Genomic DNA, 15110 nt, shown 5'->3' on the forward strand with positions numbered 1-15110 from the left:
CTTCCCTGCGACTCCCTTCCCCTGCACTGATGCCCCTCCCCCTGCTGAACGTGAAGCCCACGGCCCTCAACGCGCGGGTGCGCAACTTCATGCCGGGCACGGATGAGTCGCCGCACCAGGCTCCTGCCGCCGCCGTGCAGGATCCGGCGGCCCTCGATGCCCAGATCGAACAGGCCTACCGCCAGATCTTCTTCCATGCCTTCCGCAGCGATCGCGATCCGGTGCTGGAGTCGCAGTTGCGCTCCGGTCAGATCCGGGTGCGCGACTTCATCCGAGGTCTGCTGCTCTCCGAGAAGTTCCGCCAGGACTTCTACCGCTGCAACAGCAACTACCGCATCGTCGAGCAGCTGGTCGGCCGGGTGCTCGGACGGCCTGTCTACGGCGAGCAGGAGCGGATTGCCTGGTCGATCCTGATCGCCGAACAGGGTCTGCCGGCCTTCGTCGATGCGCTGCTCACGTCACCCGAATACCTCACCCACTTCGGCGAGGACCGGGTGCCCTACCAGCGCTCCCGCACCCTCGCCGGCCAGTCCGTGGGCGCGCGCCCGTTCAACCAGCAGGCCCCCCGCTACGACGCCTACTGGCGGGACAGCTCCTCCCGCCGGGCTCCGGCGGGTGCCAATCCCTGGGTCCCCGGTGTGCCCCGGCCCGCCTGGCTGGCCGATCAACCCGCTCCCTGGGCAAGGCAGCTCTGGTTGGGAATCATCCTGGGTGGCGGGGCGATCCTCAGCGTGTTCGGGGTGCTCACGGTGGCGGCGATGCTGAGCACCTGAGCACCTGAGCGCCAGATCACCGGAGCGTCCCGTCGCCTTCCCCCCGCTTCAGGGAGCGGGGGGTTCGGGCTTGCCGCTGTCCTTCAGGGAGGGAAAGCTGGCGCGGATCTGGCGGGCCAGTTCCTGGTGGATGTGGCGGCGGAAGTTCTCGGCGGCCTCCCCGGCCAGGACCGGATAGCGGCGGTCGTCGTTGCCTTCGCCCCGCAGCGGCTTCCAGCTCGTGCTCTCGCGCTGGCGCAGCTCCTCGAGGGGGGCTGCGAAGTCGAACTCCAGCAGGCGAGCGTCTCCCGCCACCTCGCCGATCCACTGCTCGCGCAGGGGCTGCAGGTCGCGGGCCTTGAGGGTGTCGGGGAGCCCGAGCACCGGCTCGTAGTGATCGAGCACCCGCAGTTCCTGCTCCAGCAGGATCCGCCAGGCTCCGGCCTCGCCTTCGGCCAGATCCTGCTCCACGGGGCTGGCCTTCATGGCGTCGAGGTGGAACGCCAGCCAGCGGTAATGGGACTTCTCCTGGAGGGTCTTCTTCTGGGCACCCTTGCCGCTGGCGGGGCGCTTGGGCAGGGCGGCCTCGGCCCGGCGCAGGAACGCCCGGTCCTCCGGTTCGAGGTTGATCGCTCCCCAGCGCTGGCGGTATTCCCAGAGCTCCTCGTAGCGGCGCACATCCTCCGCCGTCCAGCCGAGGGCCTGAAGCTCCTCCGCCCGGCTGATCTCGTCCTTGACCACCACCAACTCACCCGCAGTGAGGGGCAGCGTAAGGGTCAGCCCAGGGCCTGCCCGAGAGCCGCCAGGCCGAACAGCAGGAACAGTCCGCCGCTGAGACGGAAGATCAGACGCTCATCCACCCGTTGCCCGATCCACTTGCCCGCCCCCACCGCCAGGGCCGTCACCAGCCCGTGACCCGCCAGGGTGCCGGCGAGAAGGCCCGCGAAGGTGAACGCCGGTGCCGTGGCCAGAAAGATGGTGGTGAGCTGGGTGCGGTCGCCCAGTTCCGCGATGAACACCAGGGCGAAGGCCTCCCAGATCACGGCCAGTGGCCGATCGCTCGGATGCTGACCCTCCGCGGCGTCGACCGCCTCCTGAGCCTCCTTGGCTTCCTCCCGGGCGGCATCGGGGGTCAAGGACTGGGCGTCGATCAGCAGCTTGATGCCGAAACCCAGGAACAGCACGGCCGCGATCCACGGCAGCAGGCGGGGCGGGAGCAGTTCCCGCAGGCCGTAGCCAACCCCGAGGGAGATGAGGGTGACCGCGGCCAGGGCGAGAAAACTGCCCACGAACACCCAGCGCGGCCGATGGCGCACCGCCAGGATCAGCGCCATGAAGAAGGTCTTGTCACCCAGCTCGGCCAGGGTGATGGCGCTGAGGCTGGAACCGAAGGCGGCCAGGCCTGGATCCATCGTCACCGGCAGCGTTTCCTGGGATGACCCTTCCTACAACCGCCGCCTAGAGCCGCCGCGCCCCACTCAACGCACCACCAGCACCGGGATGGGGCTGTGGGTCAGCACCCGCTGGGTCTCGCTCCCCAGCAGCAGCCCGGTGATGCCCCGGCGACCATGGGAGGCCATCACGATCAGATCGCACGCCTTCGCCGCCGCTTCGTCCACGATCGCCTGGTAGGGCTGGGGGCTGACCAGGTTGATGCGGCGGGCGGGCACACCCGCGGCGGCGGCGGTGGCCAGGGCGGCCTCGAGGATCTGATCCGCCTGCACCCGCGCCGCCTGCACCAGGGATTCGACCGTGCTCGTGTCCACCAGCTCCCCGACGCCCACCAGGGAGATCGGAAAGTTGCTCTGCACATGCAGGAAGCTCAGGTGAGCGCCGAGGTGGCGGGCCAGGTCCACGGCCTGCTCCACGGCCTTGCCGGAGAGGTCGGAGCCATCCGTCGGCACGAGGATGTGCTGGTAAGGCATCGGGGGCACGAGCTGCACAGTCCAGGTTTAGTGGGCGATGGGCCCACGCGCCGCAGGGGCTGGGACCGTTTCAGTGCAGCGGGTCGCTGATCACCAGCAGCGGCAGGGTCAGCCGCCGCACCAGCCGGTCGATTCGGTCGCTGGCGGGGATGGGCAGGCCTGCGACCAAGCGCCGCTGGGACCGCAGGATCACCAGGTCGTGGCCCTCGGCGGCCCGGGCGATCCCGCCCTCGACACCGGGGCGGTCGTCGATCACCAGGCTGATCGGCACGCTCTGGCCCGAGCTGGTGGCCCCCGGCTGCCAGCGGCTCAGCTGCTCCTGCAGCCGCTGACGCTGGTCGGCCCGGTGGCGGGGGTCGGTGACATGCAGAAGGGTGACACTGCCCCCCAGGGCGGCGGCCAGCCGCTCAGCCAGCTGGAACTGTTCCAGGGCGCCGGCCGTGACGTCCTTGATCGGCACGAGGATGCGGCGAAGGCCGCTCGGATCTCCGAGCAACCGGGCCACCACGACCGGGCAGGACACCTGGCGGCAGGTGGCATCCACCAGATCCCCGAACAGCCACTGGCCCAGCCGGGCGGGAGGGGCCAGGCCCATCACCACCAAGTCGGTGCCCCGTTCGAGGGCTGCCCGGGCAATGCCCCCCGCCACGTCGGTGTCCACCCGCAGCACGGTCCGGCATGGCACCGCGGCGGCGGCCGTGAAGGCCAGGGCTGCATCCAGCAGGCTGCGGGCCCGGGCCAGGGCCGTGGCCATCGCCGCGGGGGTGGCCGCCGTCCCCTCCGGTTGGTTGGCAGCGATCTGGCGGGGCGAGACCACCACCAGGGGGAGCACCTGGCCGCGGTCGTCGGCGTCGCCGCCGATCAGCAGGCTGGCCAGGGCCAGCAGCGGTGCCTCGGTGGCCGGGTTGGAAACGGGCACCAGCACCCGGAGCGAACGACGCACCAGGGCGAGCTGGCCGGCGGCCTCGGCCGTCAGGGCCGCCGCGGCATGCCGCCCCAGGCGCGGCATGGCCCGGGCGGTGAGGTAGGGCCCGAGGGTGGCGGTCACCACCATCATCGCCAGCACGCTGTTGAGCACCGCACCGTCCAGGAGGCCGGCCCGGAAGCCCACGAAGGTGGCCGCCAGCGTGGCCGCCACCTGGGGCAGGGAGAGGGACCAGAGGGTGAGGATCTGGGCGCCGTCGTAGCCGTAGATCCGCCCGGCCCACCAGGAGGCCAGCCCCTTGGTCGCGATCAGGGTGCCGATCAGGGCCAGGGCGAAGGGCGATCCGAGCAGCGTGGGCAGGAAGGCGGGCAGGTCGAGCAGCAGGCCCAGATCGATGAAGAAGACGGGGATGAACAGGGCGGCCCCCACGAAGATCACCTGTTCCTTCACCCGGCCCTCCGGCAGCACCCTGTTGACCGCCAGACCGGCCAGGAAGGCCCCCACGATCTTCTCCACCCCGGCGAGCTCGGCGCCGAGGGCAGCGAGGAACAGGGCGAGCAGCGCCGCCACGAACAGCTGGCTGTCGTTGTTCACGCTGCGGCGCACCAGGGTGCGGCCCAGTCGGGTGATGCTCAGCACCACCAGGACCACGAAGAGCGCCACCTTGGCCAGCAGGGTCAGCAGGCCCGGGGCCGAGAGCTCCCCGCGGCTCAATCCCATGCAGAGCGCCAGCAGCACCAGGGCCGCCAGGTCGGTGAAGATCGTGCCGCCGATCGCCACGATCACCGACTCCTCCCGCATGGCGCCGTAGCTGCGGACGATTGGGTAGCCCAGCGGGGTGTGGGAGGCCAGGATCGACCCCAGCAGCACGGCGCTCAGCAGGCTGAAGCCATACCCCAGCCCCAGGGCCATGCCGCCGATCAGGGGCAGGCTGAAGGTGAGCAGGCCGAAGCGGAACGACCGCTGTCGGATCCGTGCGAACTCGCCGAGATCGATCTCCAGCCCGGCGATGAACAGCAGGTAGATCACCCCCACGTCGGAGAGCAGCTCGACGGTGGGGCTCTCGCTGCTGATCCAGCCGAGCAGGTGGGGGCCGATCAGCACCCCCGCCGTGAGCAGGCCGACCAGATCCGGCAGGCCGAGCCGCCGGGCCAGGGGCGGCACCGCCACGCTCAGCCCCAGCAACAGGGCGAAGACCGCCAGGGGGGAGTGGACCAGAAAGGCGTGGACCCCGGCCGAGGTGGGCATGGTTCAGCGACCGCCGCCGCCGGCTCGCGGCCCTCTCCAGCCGGCCAGATGGGATGCCGCCGCCGAACGGGCCAGGGCCCGGGCCGCCGGCAGGGCCGGATCGAGATGCAGCGAACTGAACGGCGGCAGCGAGCGGCTGCGCAGCCAGGCGCCCCAGCGGAATTCGTGGAAGGGGATCAGGGGCGCCGGTTCGATCACCCCCTCCTTCTTGAGTTTCCACACCAGGCTGCGGTAGGGGTCGTCCTGGAGGCCGGTGAGCTGGCGGGGCAGCACGGCCGGATGGAGGGGACCGAGTCCGCGTCCGTCGTAGAGGTACAGCCAGCCGCGACGGGCGAGCTCCTCGAGCACCTCAGCGCGCTCGGTGGTCGGCAGCTCCAGAACCACGTAGCCGAACGCCGTGCCGTCGGGCTGGAGCTCCAGCAGCGCCCTGAGCCGATGATGGCGGTCGACCATCCAGACCTCCCCGGCGCCGTTGCGCACCAGGGGTACGGGCTTGCTGCCGAGGTACTGGCGCCGCTCTCCCCGGTTCTCGGCCTGAAAGTCGATCTGACGGCTGCGCACCTCGGCCAGCCCCACGCAGAGCTGGGTGGGCTGGAGGCTGGCGATGGGCAGCTCGATGAGGGGATCGCCGGATCGGGGGGGAGGCAGCTGCTGGTAAGGGGGGAGTCGCAGTGCCATCGGGTGCGGACGGGCCACAGGGGTCCATCCTCACCCGGATCAGCCCAGGCCCAGCTGGTGCAGGAACCCCCCGGGCCGGGCAGCGCGGCAGGTCGGCGTCGGCTTGTCGCGGTCTTCCCCTGGGGCCCGATGCCCCGATGCCCCGATGCCCCTGTGCCTCGGTGCCCCAGTGGCGGCTGGGGATAGGGTCGCTGGAGGCATCTGGTCCCATGCGTTCTCCTGCCCCCGCGCCATCCCTGGTCGGTCCCCACGGTCCCATCGGCGTGCTGGTCTGCGGCCATGGCAGCCGCAACCGCCTGGCGGTCAACGAATTCGCCTCGCTGGCCCGGAGCCTGCAGGGGCGGTTCGGCGCGGTGCCGGTGGAGTACGGCTACCTCGAGTTTGCCCTGCCGATCCTGCGCGACGGCCTCGAGGCCCTGCGCCGCCGGGGGGTGCAGCACGTGCTGGCGGTGCCGGCCATGCTCTTCGCGGCTGGCCATGCCAAGAACGACATTCCCTCGGTGCTCAACACCTACGCCGCCGAGACCGGTCTGACGATCGACTACGGCCGGGAGCTCGGGGTCGACCGCAAGATGATCCAGGCGGCCGGGGCGCGGATCCGCGAGGCCCTCGATCGCGACCCCAGCCCTGTCCCGCTGGCGGAGACCCTGCTGGTGGTGGTGGGGCGCGGCTCGTCCGATCCCGACGCCAATTCCAATGTGGCGAAGGTCACCCGCATGCTGGTCGAAGGCTTCGGCTTCGGCTGGGGCGAGACCCTCTACTCCGGGGTCACCTTCCCGCTGGTGGAGCCCGGTCTGCGCCATGTGGTGCGGCTCGGCTACCGCCGCATCGTGGTCTTCCCGTACTTCCTCTTCTCCGGCGTGCTGGTCAGCCGGATCCTCCAGCACACCGACCGGGTGGCCGCGGACCATCCCGATGTGGCCTTCCTGAAGGCCTCCTACCTCGGGGACCATCCCCTCGTGCTCGACACCTTCGTGGAGCGGGTGGAGGAGGTGGTGCGGGGGGACACCGACATGAACTGCTCCCTCTGCAAGTACCGCGCCCAGGTCCTCGGTTTCGAGAGCGAGGTGGGCGCACCCCAGCACAGCCATCACCATCACGTCGAAGGGCTGACGGAGTCGTGCGACCTCTGCGACAGGGAGTGCACGGGGGCCTGCCAGCCCGACGGCGTGCCGGTCCCCCTGGGCGGGGGGCCGAGCTCCCAGGCGAACCCCGAAGCGAACCCTGGGGCGAACTCCAGCCATGACCACAGCCAGGTCCATGACCACAGCCATGACCATGAGCCTGGGGCCGATCATCACCACCCTCCCTACCCCCACGCCGACCATCCGCTCGGGCCGCGAACCCTGCGCTCCGGAGGAAGTCGCTCCTAGGGCTGGGACCTGGCTCAACCGTCTCGACCCGGAGGGGTCTCAGGAGAATCCCCACGGATCAGCAGTGCTGATCAGTTTCGACTTTCCCCATTTCGAGGGGGTTTTCCCCCGTTCTGAGGGGGTTTTTCCACAGAACGCTGCCCATGGACGTGGCTGGGAGCCCTGGGCTGGGGATTTCGGGGATCTGTTCAGAGTCGGCTTGACAGCAACCGCCCAGCCACGCCAGGAGCGGGAGGGGTGAGGGCGGTCGGCGTGGAGATCACTGTGCAGGCCCACAGTCTCAGCCTGCAGGAGCATGGTTCGGCCGTTTGCCGACGGCTTTGACGCTGCCCGGGGCGGTGTGGCCTACTGGGCCCCCAACGTTGGCGCGGAGACGGGCATGTCCAGGGATGGCGACAGGGGCGAGGAGAGCGGTTCGAAGACCGAGGCGACGTCGCTGGGCGGGGAGCCGGCTGAGGCGGCTGCGGTGAGCCTGGAGGCCGAGGTGCCGGAACTGCTCTTCGCCGGGATGCACCAGTTCCTGGACACGCACCCCGACTGGAATCAATACAGCGTGATCACCTCCGCCCTGGCCACCTTCCTGTTCCAGAACGGCTGCAAGGATCCCTGGGTGAACCAGCAGTACCTCAACGGGCTGTTCCGCCGTTGAGCAAAGCCACTGAGTGCAGCCACTGAGCGGAGCCACTGAGCGGAGCGAAGACTGGGGAGACGCCGCCGCTGCCGCTCAGGGCGGTTCAGGTAAAAGCCGTTCAGGCAAAAGCTGTTCAGGCAAAAGCGGTTCAGGCATAAAAAGAGGCGGAGGTGCCAACCCCCGCCCCGGTTCTCCCTTGCCCGACCCTTGGAAAGGTCGCCCCGTCATTGTGCGGAGGGTTGACCGGGGTGGTTGTGGCCGTCGACACCGGAAGCTCAGAGCTGTGGGCATCTCCTGACGGCAGCGCGATCTCTGGCGACGCTCGCCATCGCCGCCTCAGGCCCCAGCTGAGGCCCCAACCACGTCACCGCGGCGCAGCCTGGCGGCCGCGGCTTCGCAGGCCCGCCAGGTGATGGCCATCTCGGTGAGGGTGGGGCTCTGCCAGCCGGCGCTGGGCCAGCAGGCCCCATCCACGACGAGCACGTTCGCGGCCCGCCAGCACTGGTTGAACGGGTTCACCACCCCATCGTCTTCCCGCTCGGCCATGCGCGCCCCTCCGAGCTCGTGGATGTAGTAGCCGGGGGGTGGTGCTCCGGTGCCAACGGCATGGCTGCTGCGGATCCACGGTTCCAGCAGGGGCAGCACGAAGAGGTCCTCGATCGCCCGGATCGTGCCGCCAGCCACCTGCACCACCGCCTCCATCCGCTGCTGCATGTGGCGGACCATGGCCTGCTCATTGGCGCCCCAGGCCAGGCTGATGTGGGGGGTGGGCAGCCCCCAGGCATCCAGCTGCGCGCTGTTCAGACTCACCCGGTTCCCGGCCTCCGGCAGCACTTCACCGTGGCCGATCAGGAATCCCACCGCCTCGCCCCGGCGCCGTTGCAGCAGGCTGGGGGGATCGAAGCGCTGCACCGCCGCCCAGAGGCCATAGCCGCGGCGGAAGTCCTCGCCGCCGGCAGTGTCGAGGTTCACGGTGTTGGGGATGAAGCAGCTGCCGGCCCCGGAGAGTTCAGGCGCTTCCGGCGGCCCCGCCAGGCCCGGGATGGAGAAGAAGCGGCTGGTGGAGATGTGGTCCATCAGATACCGGCCCAGGCTGCCGGAGGGGTCGATCAGCCCACCGCTGCGCTCCGCTTCATGGGAGTGCAGCAGGATCCGCACCGTTTCGATCGTCGAGGCGCACAGCACCACCAGCGGGGCCTCCAGCCGTTCCAGGGCACCGCTGCCGGCATCCACCACCACCACGCCGCGGGCCCGCTCGCGGCCGGGGTCCATGAGCAGATGGCTCACCACGGTGCCGGCGCGCAGCTGGGTGCGCCCGGTGGCCAGGGCCCTGGCCAGCGTGCGGCCCGGACTGGCGGAGCGGGGCCAGTCCCGGCCCCTGTGGAGGTTGAAGCCCCGGGAGTGGATGAAGGGCAGGCCCAGCTCGCGGCCGATGCGGCGCTGCAGATGCTCTTCGCCCGGGGTGAAGGGCAGCGGCGGCAGAAAGCGGCCGTCCGGCAGCTGGGGCAGGCCGTCGGCGTGGCCATGCACCTCCAGCAGCCGCTCCAGCCGGTCGTAGTACGGGGCCAGGTCCGCCGTGCGGATCGGCCAGCTGGGGCCGTGGCCGTCCCGCTGGCCGGCCTCGAATTCGTAGTCGCTCAGCCGCAGGGTGATGCCCCCCCAGGTGAGGCTCTTTCCCCCCAGCTGGCGCCCGCGGGTCCACAGGAAGGGCCGATCGGCCGGGGTGGAGTAGGGGTTCTGGCGTTCGTCGACGAACAGCTCGGGGTTCTGCTTCCAGTACCCCGGATGGTGGCGCTGCAGGCGGTGTCTCCCGGAGGAGAGGTGGGCCACCCGCCGCAGGCTGTTCAGGGGCTCGCTCCCCCGGGCCTGGCGGGCGTCAAGGGCTGGACCGGCCTCCAGCACCAGCACCCGCAGCCCCGCCTCGGCGAGGACCATGGCGGCCACCCCACCGGTGGCCCCGGATCCCACCACGATCGCGTCGAAGCCGGAGGGCGGACCGGGGGGAGGGGCCATCGGGAGGGGAGATCAGCTCGCCGCGAGACTGGCATCCAGGCGGATCAGGCTCTGGAGCAGCACGTTGACCCCCTGGACGCACTGCTCGGGGGAGGTGAACTCGTCGGCGGAATGGGACACCCCGTCGCGGCTCGGCACGAAGATCATCCCCATCGCCGTCAGCCGCCCCATCTCCTGGGCGTCATGGCTGGCCCGGCTCGGCAGGTGGGTGTAACTCAGCCCGAGCTGCTGGCAGCTCTCGGTGATCACCTCCTGGATCATCGGATCGGCCGGGCTGGGATCCACCAGGAACTGCGGTGTCATGGCGATGCGGGTGCGGCTCGCCACGGCGATGTTCTCGATCTTGCGCTCCAGCTGGGCACGCATGTGATCGATCACGGTGTGCGAGAGGTCGCGCATGTCGAGGGTGAACTCCACCCGACCGGGCACGATGTTGGCGGCGTTGGGCCACACCTGCAGCTTCCCCACCGTGGCCACCGGATCCCCGGGGAAGTGGAGGGCCATGTCCTCGATCGCCAGGATGATCTGGGCGGCGGTGGTCAGGGCATCCCGCCGCATGGCCATGGGCGTGGTGCCGGCATGGTTCGCCTGGCCGTTGACGCTGATCGTGTAGCGCTGCTGACCGACGACGCCTTCGACCACCCCGATCTCCTTGCCCACCGCCTCCAGGACGCCCCCCTGCTCGACGTGCAGTTCCAGGAAGGCCGCGATCTCGCCGGGGGGGCGGCGGGCCTCGGCCCGGCGGGCCCAGTCCCCGCCGATGCTGGCCAGGCAGTCCTGGATCGGCCGCCCCACGGCGGTGGCGTAGCTCTCCGGTTGGTCCGGGGCCCGGCCCACCATGCTTTTACACCCCACCATCGTGCTCTCCTCGTCGGCGAACACGATCACCTCGAGGGGGTGGTGCAGCCGGTGGCCCTGCTGGCCCAGCACCCGCACCACCTCCAGGCCGGCCATGACCCCGAGTGCGCCGTCGTAGCGGCCTCCCTCCGGCACCGTGTCGATGTGGGAGCCGGTGGCCAGCACGGGGGCTTCGGGGTCGAGCCCTTCGTAGCGGCCGATCAGGTTGCCGGCCGGGTCGATCCGCACGGCCAGGCCCGCCTCCTCCATCCAGCCCATCACCAGGGTTCGGGCGGCCCGGTCCTCATCCGTGAAGGCCAGCCGGCGGACGGCACCGGAGGGAAGTCTGCCGATCTGGGCCAGGGCCTCGAGGCTGTGGCTCAACCGTTCCCGGTCGGCCAGCAGGGCGGCAGCGGCCCCGGCAGGGCGGGTCTGGGCGGTGATGCTCGGCTGGCTCATGACGGCTGGGGAAGGTTGGGGGAGGTGGTACGGGGGCAGACCGGGTTCACTCCACCCTCCGACATCGCCGGGGGGGCCGACTGTCCGCCGTGGCCCGTCGGGCCCGCATCGGAGAAACGGTGCGCTCAGGTACAGACCCCCCCCAACCGGTTCGTGGATCATCGGCATCTCTACCGATTCCGGCGCCAGGCGTGCTCCCCTCTTCCGCTCGCCTCACGCCCGCCCCTCCACTGCCGCGATGACCTACTCGATCGTTGCCTGGGATGAGCACACCGGCATGACCGGGGTGGGTGTGGCCACGAAGCATCTGGCGGTCGGTTCCCTGGTGCCCCACGCCCGTCCCGGAGTGGGAGCGGTGGCCACCCAGGCCGGCACGAATCCCTACTTCGGCCCGTGGGGGCTCGACCGCCTCGAGCAGGTGCAGCGCGACACCCAGGGGGAGCAGGGCGCCGACGAGGTGCTGGCCTCACTTCTGCAGGATGACCCCGGCCGGGACGGCCGCCAGCTGCAGCTCGTCGACGCCCGCGGCCGAACAGCTGCCTGGACGGGCTCCGGCTGCGCCGGGCTGGCAGGCCATCGCTGTTACCCCGGCTTCTCGGTGGCCGGCAACTACCTGGCTTCCGAGCTGGTGCTGCTGGGGATGGCCGAGGCCTACATGGCGGCCGAGCGCCATGGTCTGCCCCTGGAGACCCGGTTGATGGCCGCCCTCGAGGCCGGCGAGGCCCACGGCGGGGACCACCGCGGCCGTCAGTCGGCCGCGCTGCTGGTGATGCACCAGGAGCGCTATCCCCACATCGACTTCCGGGTCGATCACCACCCCGAGCCCCTGCAGGCGCTGCGGGAGATCCTGGCCGAGACCGCCAAGCCCTACTACACCGGCTTTCGCGCCACCCTGCCGACGACCCTCGGGGTCGCTCAGCCGGCCGACATGCCGATCAGGGCGTAGGCCGGTTCGGCCTGCTCCTCCTGGTGCAGCCGCCAGCCGAGGGCATCGGCCTGGCGCCGCGCCTGGGCAGGTAGATCGGCGGCGACGAACAGCTTGTGCATGATCTGCACGCCGATCAGGTGGTTGATCACGGCGTCGAGCTGCACCCGCGTGGCGGGCGTGGTGTCGGGGTGGTCGTGGCGCTCGAACAGGGCCGCCACGCCTTCGGCATCCAGCAGGCCGGCGGCGGTGATGGCCTCGGGACTGAGGTGCTGGTCGGCCAGGGCCTGCATGGCGGCCCGTTTGTCGGCATCGGCATGGGCGGGGGGAGCCATGAAGGCGAACTTCTCGCGGCGGTAGAGCTGCTCGGGCAGCAGGCCGCGCATGGCTTCCCGCAGCACATACTTCTCCGTTTTTCCCTTGATGCGCAGCTCCGGGGGAACCTGCACCGCCACCGCGGCCAGGTGGTGATCGAGGAAGGCGGGGCGGGCCTCCATGGCGTGGGCCATGTCGACCCGATCGCCGCCCCAGGTGAGGATCTGGCCTTCGAGCATGGTCTTGATCCACACGTACTGGGCCCGGTCGAGGGCATGGCGGCCCTCCAGCTGGGAGCGGTCAAGGGTGGCGGCGATGGCGGCACCCGGCTGGTAGCCCTCGCAGGCCTGCCGGTGCTGCGGGGCCAGCAGATCGGGCACCAGGGGGGCACAGGCGAGCCAGGGCTGCAGGCAGCTGGGGGTGAAGCCCACCACGGCCTCGAGGGCCGGGTCGCTCACCTGCTCCTCGGCCAGCATGGCCCCCTGCACCAGCTGGTTGGCCTCCTGGAGCAGCTGTTCCCATTCCTGGCGATCCGCCGCCGGCAGGGTGTCCAGTCCGTGGAGGAACATGTCGCGCCGGAAGGCGGGGTAGCCGCCGAACAGCTCATCGGAGCCCTCCCCGGTCATCACGACCTTGTAGTGGGCGCGGTTGACCTCCCGGCTCATCAGGAACTTGGCCACCGCCAGGGTGTTGTAGATCGTGCGTTCGGTGTGCCAGATCGTCTCCTCCAGGTGGCCGTAGAGCTCGTTGCCGGAGAGACGCATCACCAGCTGGTCAGCGCCGGTGGCCTCCGCCATGCTCGCCGCGATCGGGGTTTCGTCGTAGCGGGCATCGTCGAATCCGATCGTGAACGCCTTGACCGGGTTCTGACTCACGGCCGCCGCCAGCCCGAGGATCGAACAGGAGTCGATGCCGCCCGAGAGGTAACAGCCCACCGGCACGTCGGCGACCATGCGCACCTCCACGGCCTCGAGCAGGGCCTCCCGCACCGCGCTGACGTGCTCGGCTTCGCTGCGGCCGCCATCCCGCTCCCCCTGGCGGGGGAATCCCACATCCCAGTAGGGCCGGTCATCGATCAGGAACTCGCCCCCCTGCCGCCGCACCGTCAGGACGTGGCCCGGCTTGAGCTGGTGCACGCCGGCAAAGGCGGTGGTGCCCGGCACCATGGTCTGCATCAGCTGGTGGAACAACCCCTCGGAGCTGAAGCGCCGCTCCACCCCGGGGTGGGCGAACAGCACCTTGAGTTCGGAGCCGAACACGAGGCCCTCCTTGGTGAGCGCCCAGTACTGGGGTTTCACCCCGAAGCGGTCGCGCACCAGAAACAGGGTGTCGAGGCTGCGGTCAAACAGGGCGAAGGCGAATTCACCCCGCAGCAGCGGCAGGGTCGCGTCCAGCCCGCGCTGCTGGTAGAGCCGCAGCAGGATCTCGGAGTCACTCTTGCTGGTGAAGCGTGACCCCTGGGCGGTGAGGGAGGCCCGGATGGCCTGGAAGTCGTAGAACTCGCCGTTGTGGGCCATCAACAGCTGCTGGTCTTCCGACACGAACGGCTGCCGGCCCCGGTTGGCATCGAGATCAATGATCGAGAGGCGGGCATGGCAGAAGCCCACCCCCTGGCCGGGGAGGCTGCGCACCCCGAACCCATCCGGCCCGCGATGCACCTGGATGGCCGCCATGTTCACGAGCAGTTGCTCGTCGATCGGTTGGTCGGACCGGCGCTGAAAGATGCCACCAATGCCACACATGAGCTCGTTCGCGAAAAGACTCTCTTCAGACTTGGGTTGGTTCAGATGATGTCCATCACCTGGGAGGTCCGTTCGACCATGCAGGTCAGGAGGGCCATCCGGATGAAGACGGCGCCGCGGGCCTGGGAGAAGTACCAGTTGTGGGGGGTCTGATCCAGGCAGGTTCCCAGTTCAGCGCCCCGGGCCAGAGGGTGGAGGATGATCGCCTCAGGCTTGTAGGCGAGGTCCCGGGTGAGGTGGAAACTTCGCCCGTGCACCTCGTAGTTGTCGCCAACCCAGGCAATCGCATTGATGTAGATCACATCCAGATCGCTGAGTTCCTGCATCAGATCGGCGCTGGTGCTCACCTTGATCCCCACCGCTTCGAGCTCCTCGCGCTGGCCTGGGTCGAAGTAGCTCTGCTCAGCCGTGGGGTCAATCGATGGCTCGTGGAAGAGCACCAGTTCCTGGATCATGCCGGGGAATTTGGCGAAGATCCGCAGCAGCGAGCGCACCGTGCGCATCCGGTTGGGAATGCCCACCACGCCGATGCGGATGCGATCGGCTGCGGCGACCTCACGCTCCACCAGGTGGGGCCGCCACTTGAAGATCGTGTAGAGATCGGCCATCGCCTGGGTGGGGTGTTCGTCGATGCCGTTCCCCGCATTGATGATCGGAATCCGCAGCGACTCGCTCATCTCGTAGACCGCATTGGCGTTGGTGTCCCGTAAAACAACGCAGTCGCCATAGTTGTTGAACATCTCAGCGACATCCTGCAGCGATTCTCCCTTGGCGATGCCCGTGGTGCTGCGATCGGTGATCGTGATCGTGTCTCCTCCCAGCCGGTGCCAGGCGCTGTCGAACGACAGCCTGGTTCGGGTGCTTGGCTCGTAGAAGGCGTTGATCAGAATCTTGCGCTGCAGCGGGCTGTTGAAGCGGATGTAGCGCTCGGGATTGCTCTCGAACTTGGCCGCCAAGCGGAACACCTGCAGCAGTGAATCGGAGCTGTACTGCCGGGTGGAGATCACATGCTGGTTGATCAGATCCTGAAGCGCCTCACCGTTTTCACGAATCTCGCCAAGCAGGGCCTGAGGGTGGGCATTCCCATAGACATCCGGCCCAAGTCGCGTGAAATGAGGTGAATGCATCGTCAGGCTTGATCCCTGCATCGGGGATATCGCGAATGAACGGGGGTGATGACCACCTTTAGGTGGCCCTGAGTTCGTTGACAGGAAATCTTGTGTTTTTTGCAACATCGAGGTGCGCTGATGTAGCAACACGCACCGTTTCTCTCCAGGCGGCTTCCCC

General features: G+C 69.5%; 13 protein-coding genes. 4 read left to right on the top strand and 9 right to left on the bottom strand.

The genetic code is table 11. The annotated features are described in order from the left end of the window. The first annotated feature begins 29 nt into the window (after nt 1-29). Nucleotides 30-773, top strand: coding sequence for a phycobilisome rod-core linker polypeptide (locus tag ACLD7X_RS03330; protein ID WP_412007219.1), 744 nt, complete (start codon nt 30-32; stop codon nt 771-773). A gap of 48 nt (nt 774-821) precedes the next feature. Here the strand turns inward: ACLD7X_RS03330 and ACLD7X_RS03335 are convergent, their stop codons facing one another. The 5 genes from ACLD7X_RS03335 to ACLD7X_RS03355 all read right to left on the bottom strand — a co-directional run bounded on the left by ACLD7X_RS03335 (nt 822) and on the right by ACLD7X_RS03355 (nt 5528). Further along, nucleotides 822-1493 carry a hypothetical protein gene (locus ACLD7X_RS03335; protein ID WP_411422042.1) on the bottom strand — a complete coding sequence of 224 codons (672 nt, stop codon included), beginning with the start codon at nt 1491-1493 and terminating at the stop codon, nt 822-824. A 35-nt stretch (nt 1494-1528) separates the two neighbouring features. Continuing rightward, nucleotides 1529-2164: a TMEM165/GDT1 family protein gene (locus tag ACLD7X_RS03340; protein WP_411422079.1), complete on the bottom strand. Its 636-nt coding sequence runs from the start codon at nt 2162-2164 to the stop codon at nt 1529-1531. A 66-nt stretch (nt 2165-2230) separates the two neighbouring features. After that, a complete protein-coding gene (locus tag ACLD7X_RS03345) occupies nt 2231-2677 on the bottom strand; it encodes a universal stress protein (RefSeq protein ID WP_412007220.1) in 447 nt (148 codons plus the stop codon). A gap of 70 nt (nt 2678-2747) precedes the next feature. Continuing rightward, on the bottom strand, nt 2748-4850 hold the full coding sequence (locus ACLD7X_RS03350; protein WP_411422044.1) for a cation:proton antiporter domain-containing protein: 2103 nt from the start codon (nt 4848-4850) through the stop codon (nt 2748-2750). Between the two features lie 3 nt (nt 4851-4853). Further along, the gene (locus tag ACLD7X_RS03355) at nt 4854-5528 is read right to left on the bottom strand and encodes a ParB-like protein (protein WP_411422045.1); all 675 of its coding nucleotides are present in this window, start codon (nt 5526-5528) and stop codon (nt 4854-4856) included. Between the two features lie 209 nt (nt 5529-5737). Here ACLD7X_RS03355 and ACLD7X_RS03360 point away from each other — a divergent pair, with 209 nt between their 5' ends. Continuing rightward, on the top strand, nt 5738-6901 hold the full coding sequence (locus ACLD7X_RS03360; protein ID WP_411422046.1) for a sirohydrochlorin chelatase: 1164 nt from the start codon (nt 5738-5740) through the stop codon (nt 6899-6901). A gap of 295 nt (nt 6902-7196) precedes the next feature. Further along, complete coding sequence (locus ACLD7X_RS03365; RefSeq protein WP_411422047.1) at nt 7197-7550, top strand: DUF2811 domain-containing protein; 354 nt, start codon at nt 7197-7199, stop codon at nt 7548-7550. Between the two features lie 318 nt (nt 7551-7868). On the opposite strand, the gene ACLD7X_RS03370 is transcribed toward ACLD7X_RS03365, so the two are convergent. Together ACLD7X_RS03370 and ACLD7X_RS03375 are read right to left on the bottom strand one after the other, a co-directional pair. Further along, entirely contained in the window at nt 7869-9545 is a 1677-nt protein-coding gene (locus ACLD7X_RS03370; protein WP_411422048.1) for a GMC oxidoreductase, read from the bottom strand. 12 nt (nt 9546-9557) lie between these two features. After that, a complete protein-coding gene (locus ACLD7X_RS03375; RefSeq protein WP_411422049.1) occupies nt 9558-10841 on the bottom strand; it encodes a Zn-dependent hydrolase in 1284 nt (427 codons plus the stop codon). Between the two features lie 238 nt (nt 10842-11079). Between ACLD7X_RS03375 and ACLD7X_RS03380 the strand changes: the two genes are divergently transcribed. After that, on the top strand, nt 11080-11787 hold the full coding sequence (locus ACLD7X_RS03380) for a DUF1028 domain-containing protein (protein ID WP_411422050.1): 708 nt from the start codon (nt 11080-11082) through the stop codon (nt 11785-11787). On the opposite strand, the gene asnB is transcribed toward ACLD7X_RS03380, so the two are convergent. Both asnB and ACLD7X_RS03390 read right to left on the bottom strand, forming a co-directional pair. Then, a complete protein-coding gene (asnB, locus tag ACLD7X_RS03385; RefSeq protein WP_411422051.1) occupies nt 11757-13823 on the bottom strand; it encodes an asparagine synthase (glutamine-hydrolyzing) in 2067 nt (688 codons plus the stop codon). The two genes, ACLD7X_RS03380 and asnB, sit on opposite strands and share 31 nt — an antisense overlap. A gap of 41 nt (nt 13824-13864) precedes the next feature. Further along, complete coding sequence (locus ACLD7X_RS03390) at nt 13865-14950, bottom strand: aspartate/ornithine carbamoyltransferase family protein (RefSeq protein WP_411422052.1); 1086 nt, start codon at nt 14948-14950, stop codon at nt 13865-13867. Nucleotides 14951-15110 lie beyond the last annotated feature (160 nt).

The organism is Aphanothece microscopica RSMan92, from assembly GCF_046613545.2.
In the GTDB taxonomy this organism is placed as follows: Bacteria; Cyanobacteriota; Cyanobacteriia; order PCC-6307; family Cyanobiaceae; genus NIES-981.

Coding starts and splice junctions, on each gene's coding strand:
- ACLD7X_RS03345 (WP_412007220.1), bottom strand. CDS start 2,677: ATGCCTTACCAGCACATCCTCGTGCCGACGGATGGCTCCGACCTCTCC.
- ACLD7X_RS03340 (WP_411422079.1), bottom strand. CDS start 2,164: ATGGATCCAGGCCTGGCCGCCTTCGGTTCCAGCCTCAGCGCCATCACC.
- ACLD7X_RS03365 (WP_411422047.1), top strand. CDS start 7,197: ATGGTTCGGCCGTTTGCCGACGGCTTTGACGCTGCCCGGGGCGGTGTG.
- ACLD7X_RS03330 (WP_412007219.1), top strand. CDS start 30: ATGCCCCTCCCCCTGCTGAACGTGAAGCCCACGGCCCTCAACGCGCGG.
- ACLD7X_RS03375 (WP_411422049.1), bottom strand. CDS start 10,841: ATGAGCCAGCCGAGCATCACCGCCCAGACCCGCCCTGCCGGGGCCGCT.
- ACLD7X_RS03390 (WP_411422052.1), bottom strand. CDS start 14,950: ATGCATTCACCTCATTTCACGCGACTTGGGCCGGATGTCTATGGGAAT.
- ACLD7X_RS03355 (WP_411422045.1), bottom strand. CDS start 5,528: ATGGCACTGCGACTCCCCCCTTACCAGCAGCTGCCTCCCCCCCGATCC.
- asnB (WP_411422051.1), bottom strand. CDS start 13,823: ATGTGTGGCATTGGTGGCATCTTTCAGCGCCGGTCCGACCAACCGATC.
- ACLD7X_RS03350 (WP_411422044.1), bottom strand. CDS start 4,850: ATGCCCACCTCGGCCGGGGTCCACGCCTTTCTGGTCCACTCCCCCCTG.
- ACLD7X_RS03380 (WP_411422050.1), top strand. CDS start 11,080: ATGACCTACTCGATCGTTGCCTGGGATGAGCACACCGGCATGACCGGG.
- ACLD7X_RS03360 (WP_411422046.1), top strand. CDS start 5,738: ATGCGTTCTCCTGCCCCCGCGCCATCCCTGGTCGGTCCCCACGGTCCC.
- ACLD7X_RS03370 (WP_411422048.1), bottom strand. CDS start 9,545: ATGGCCCCTCCCCCCGGTCCGCCCTCCGGCTTCGACGCGATCGTGGTG.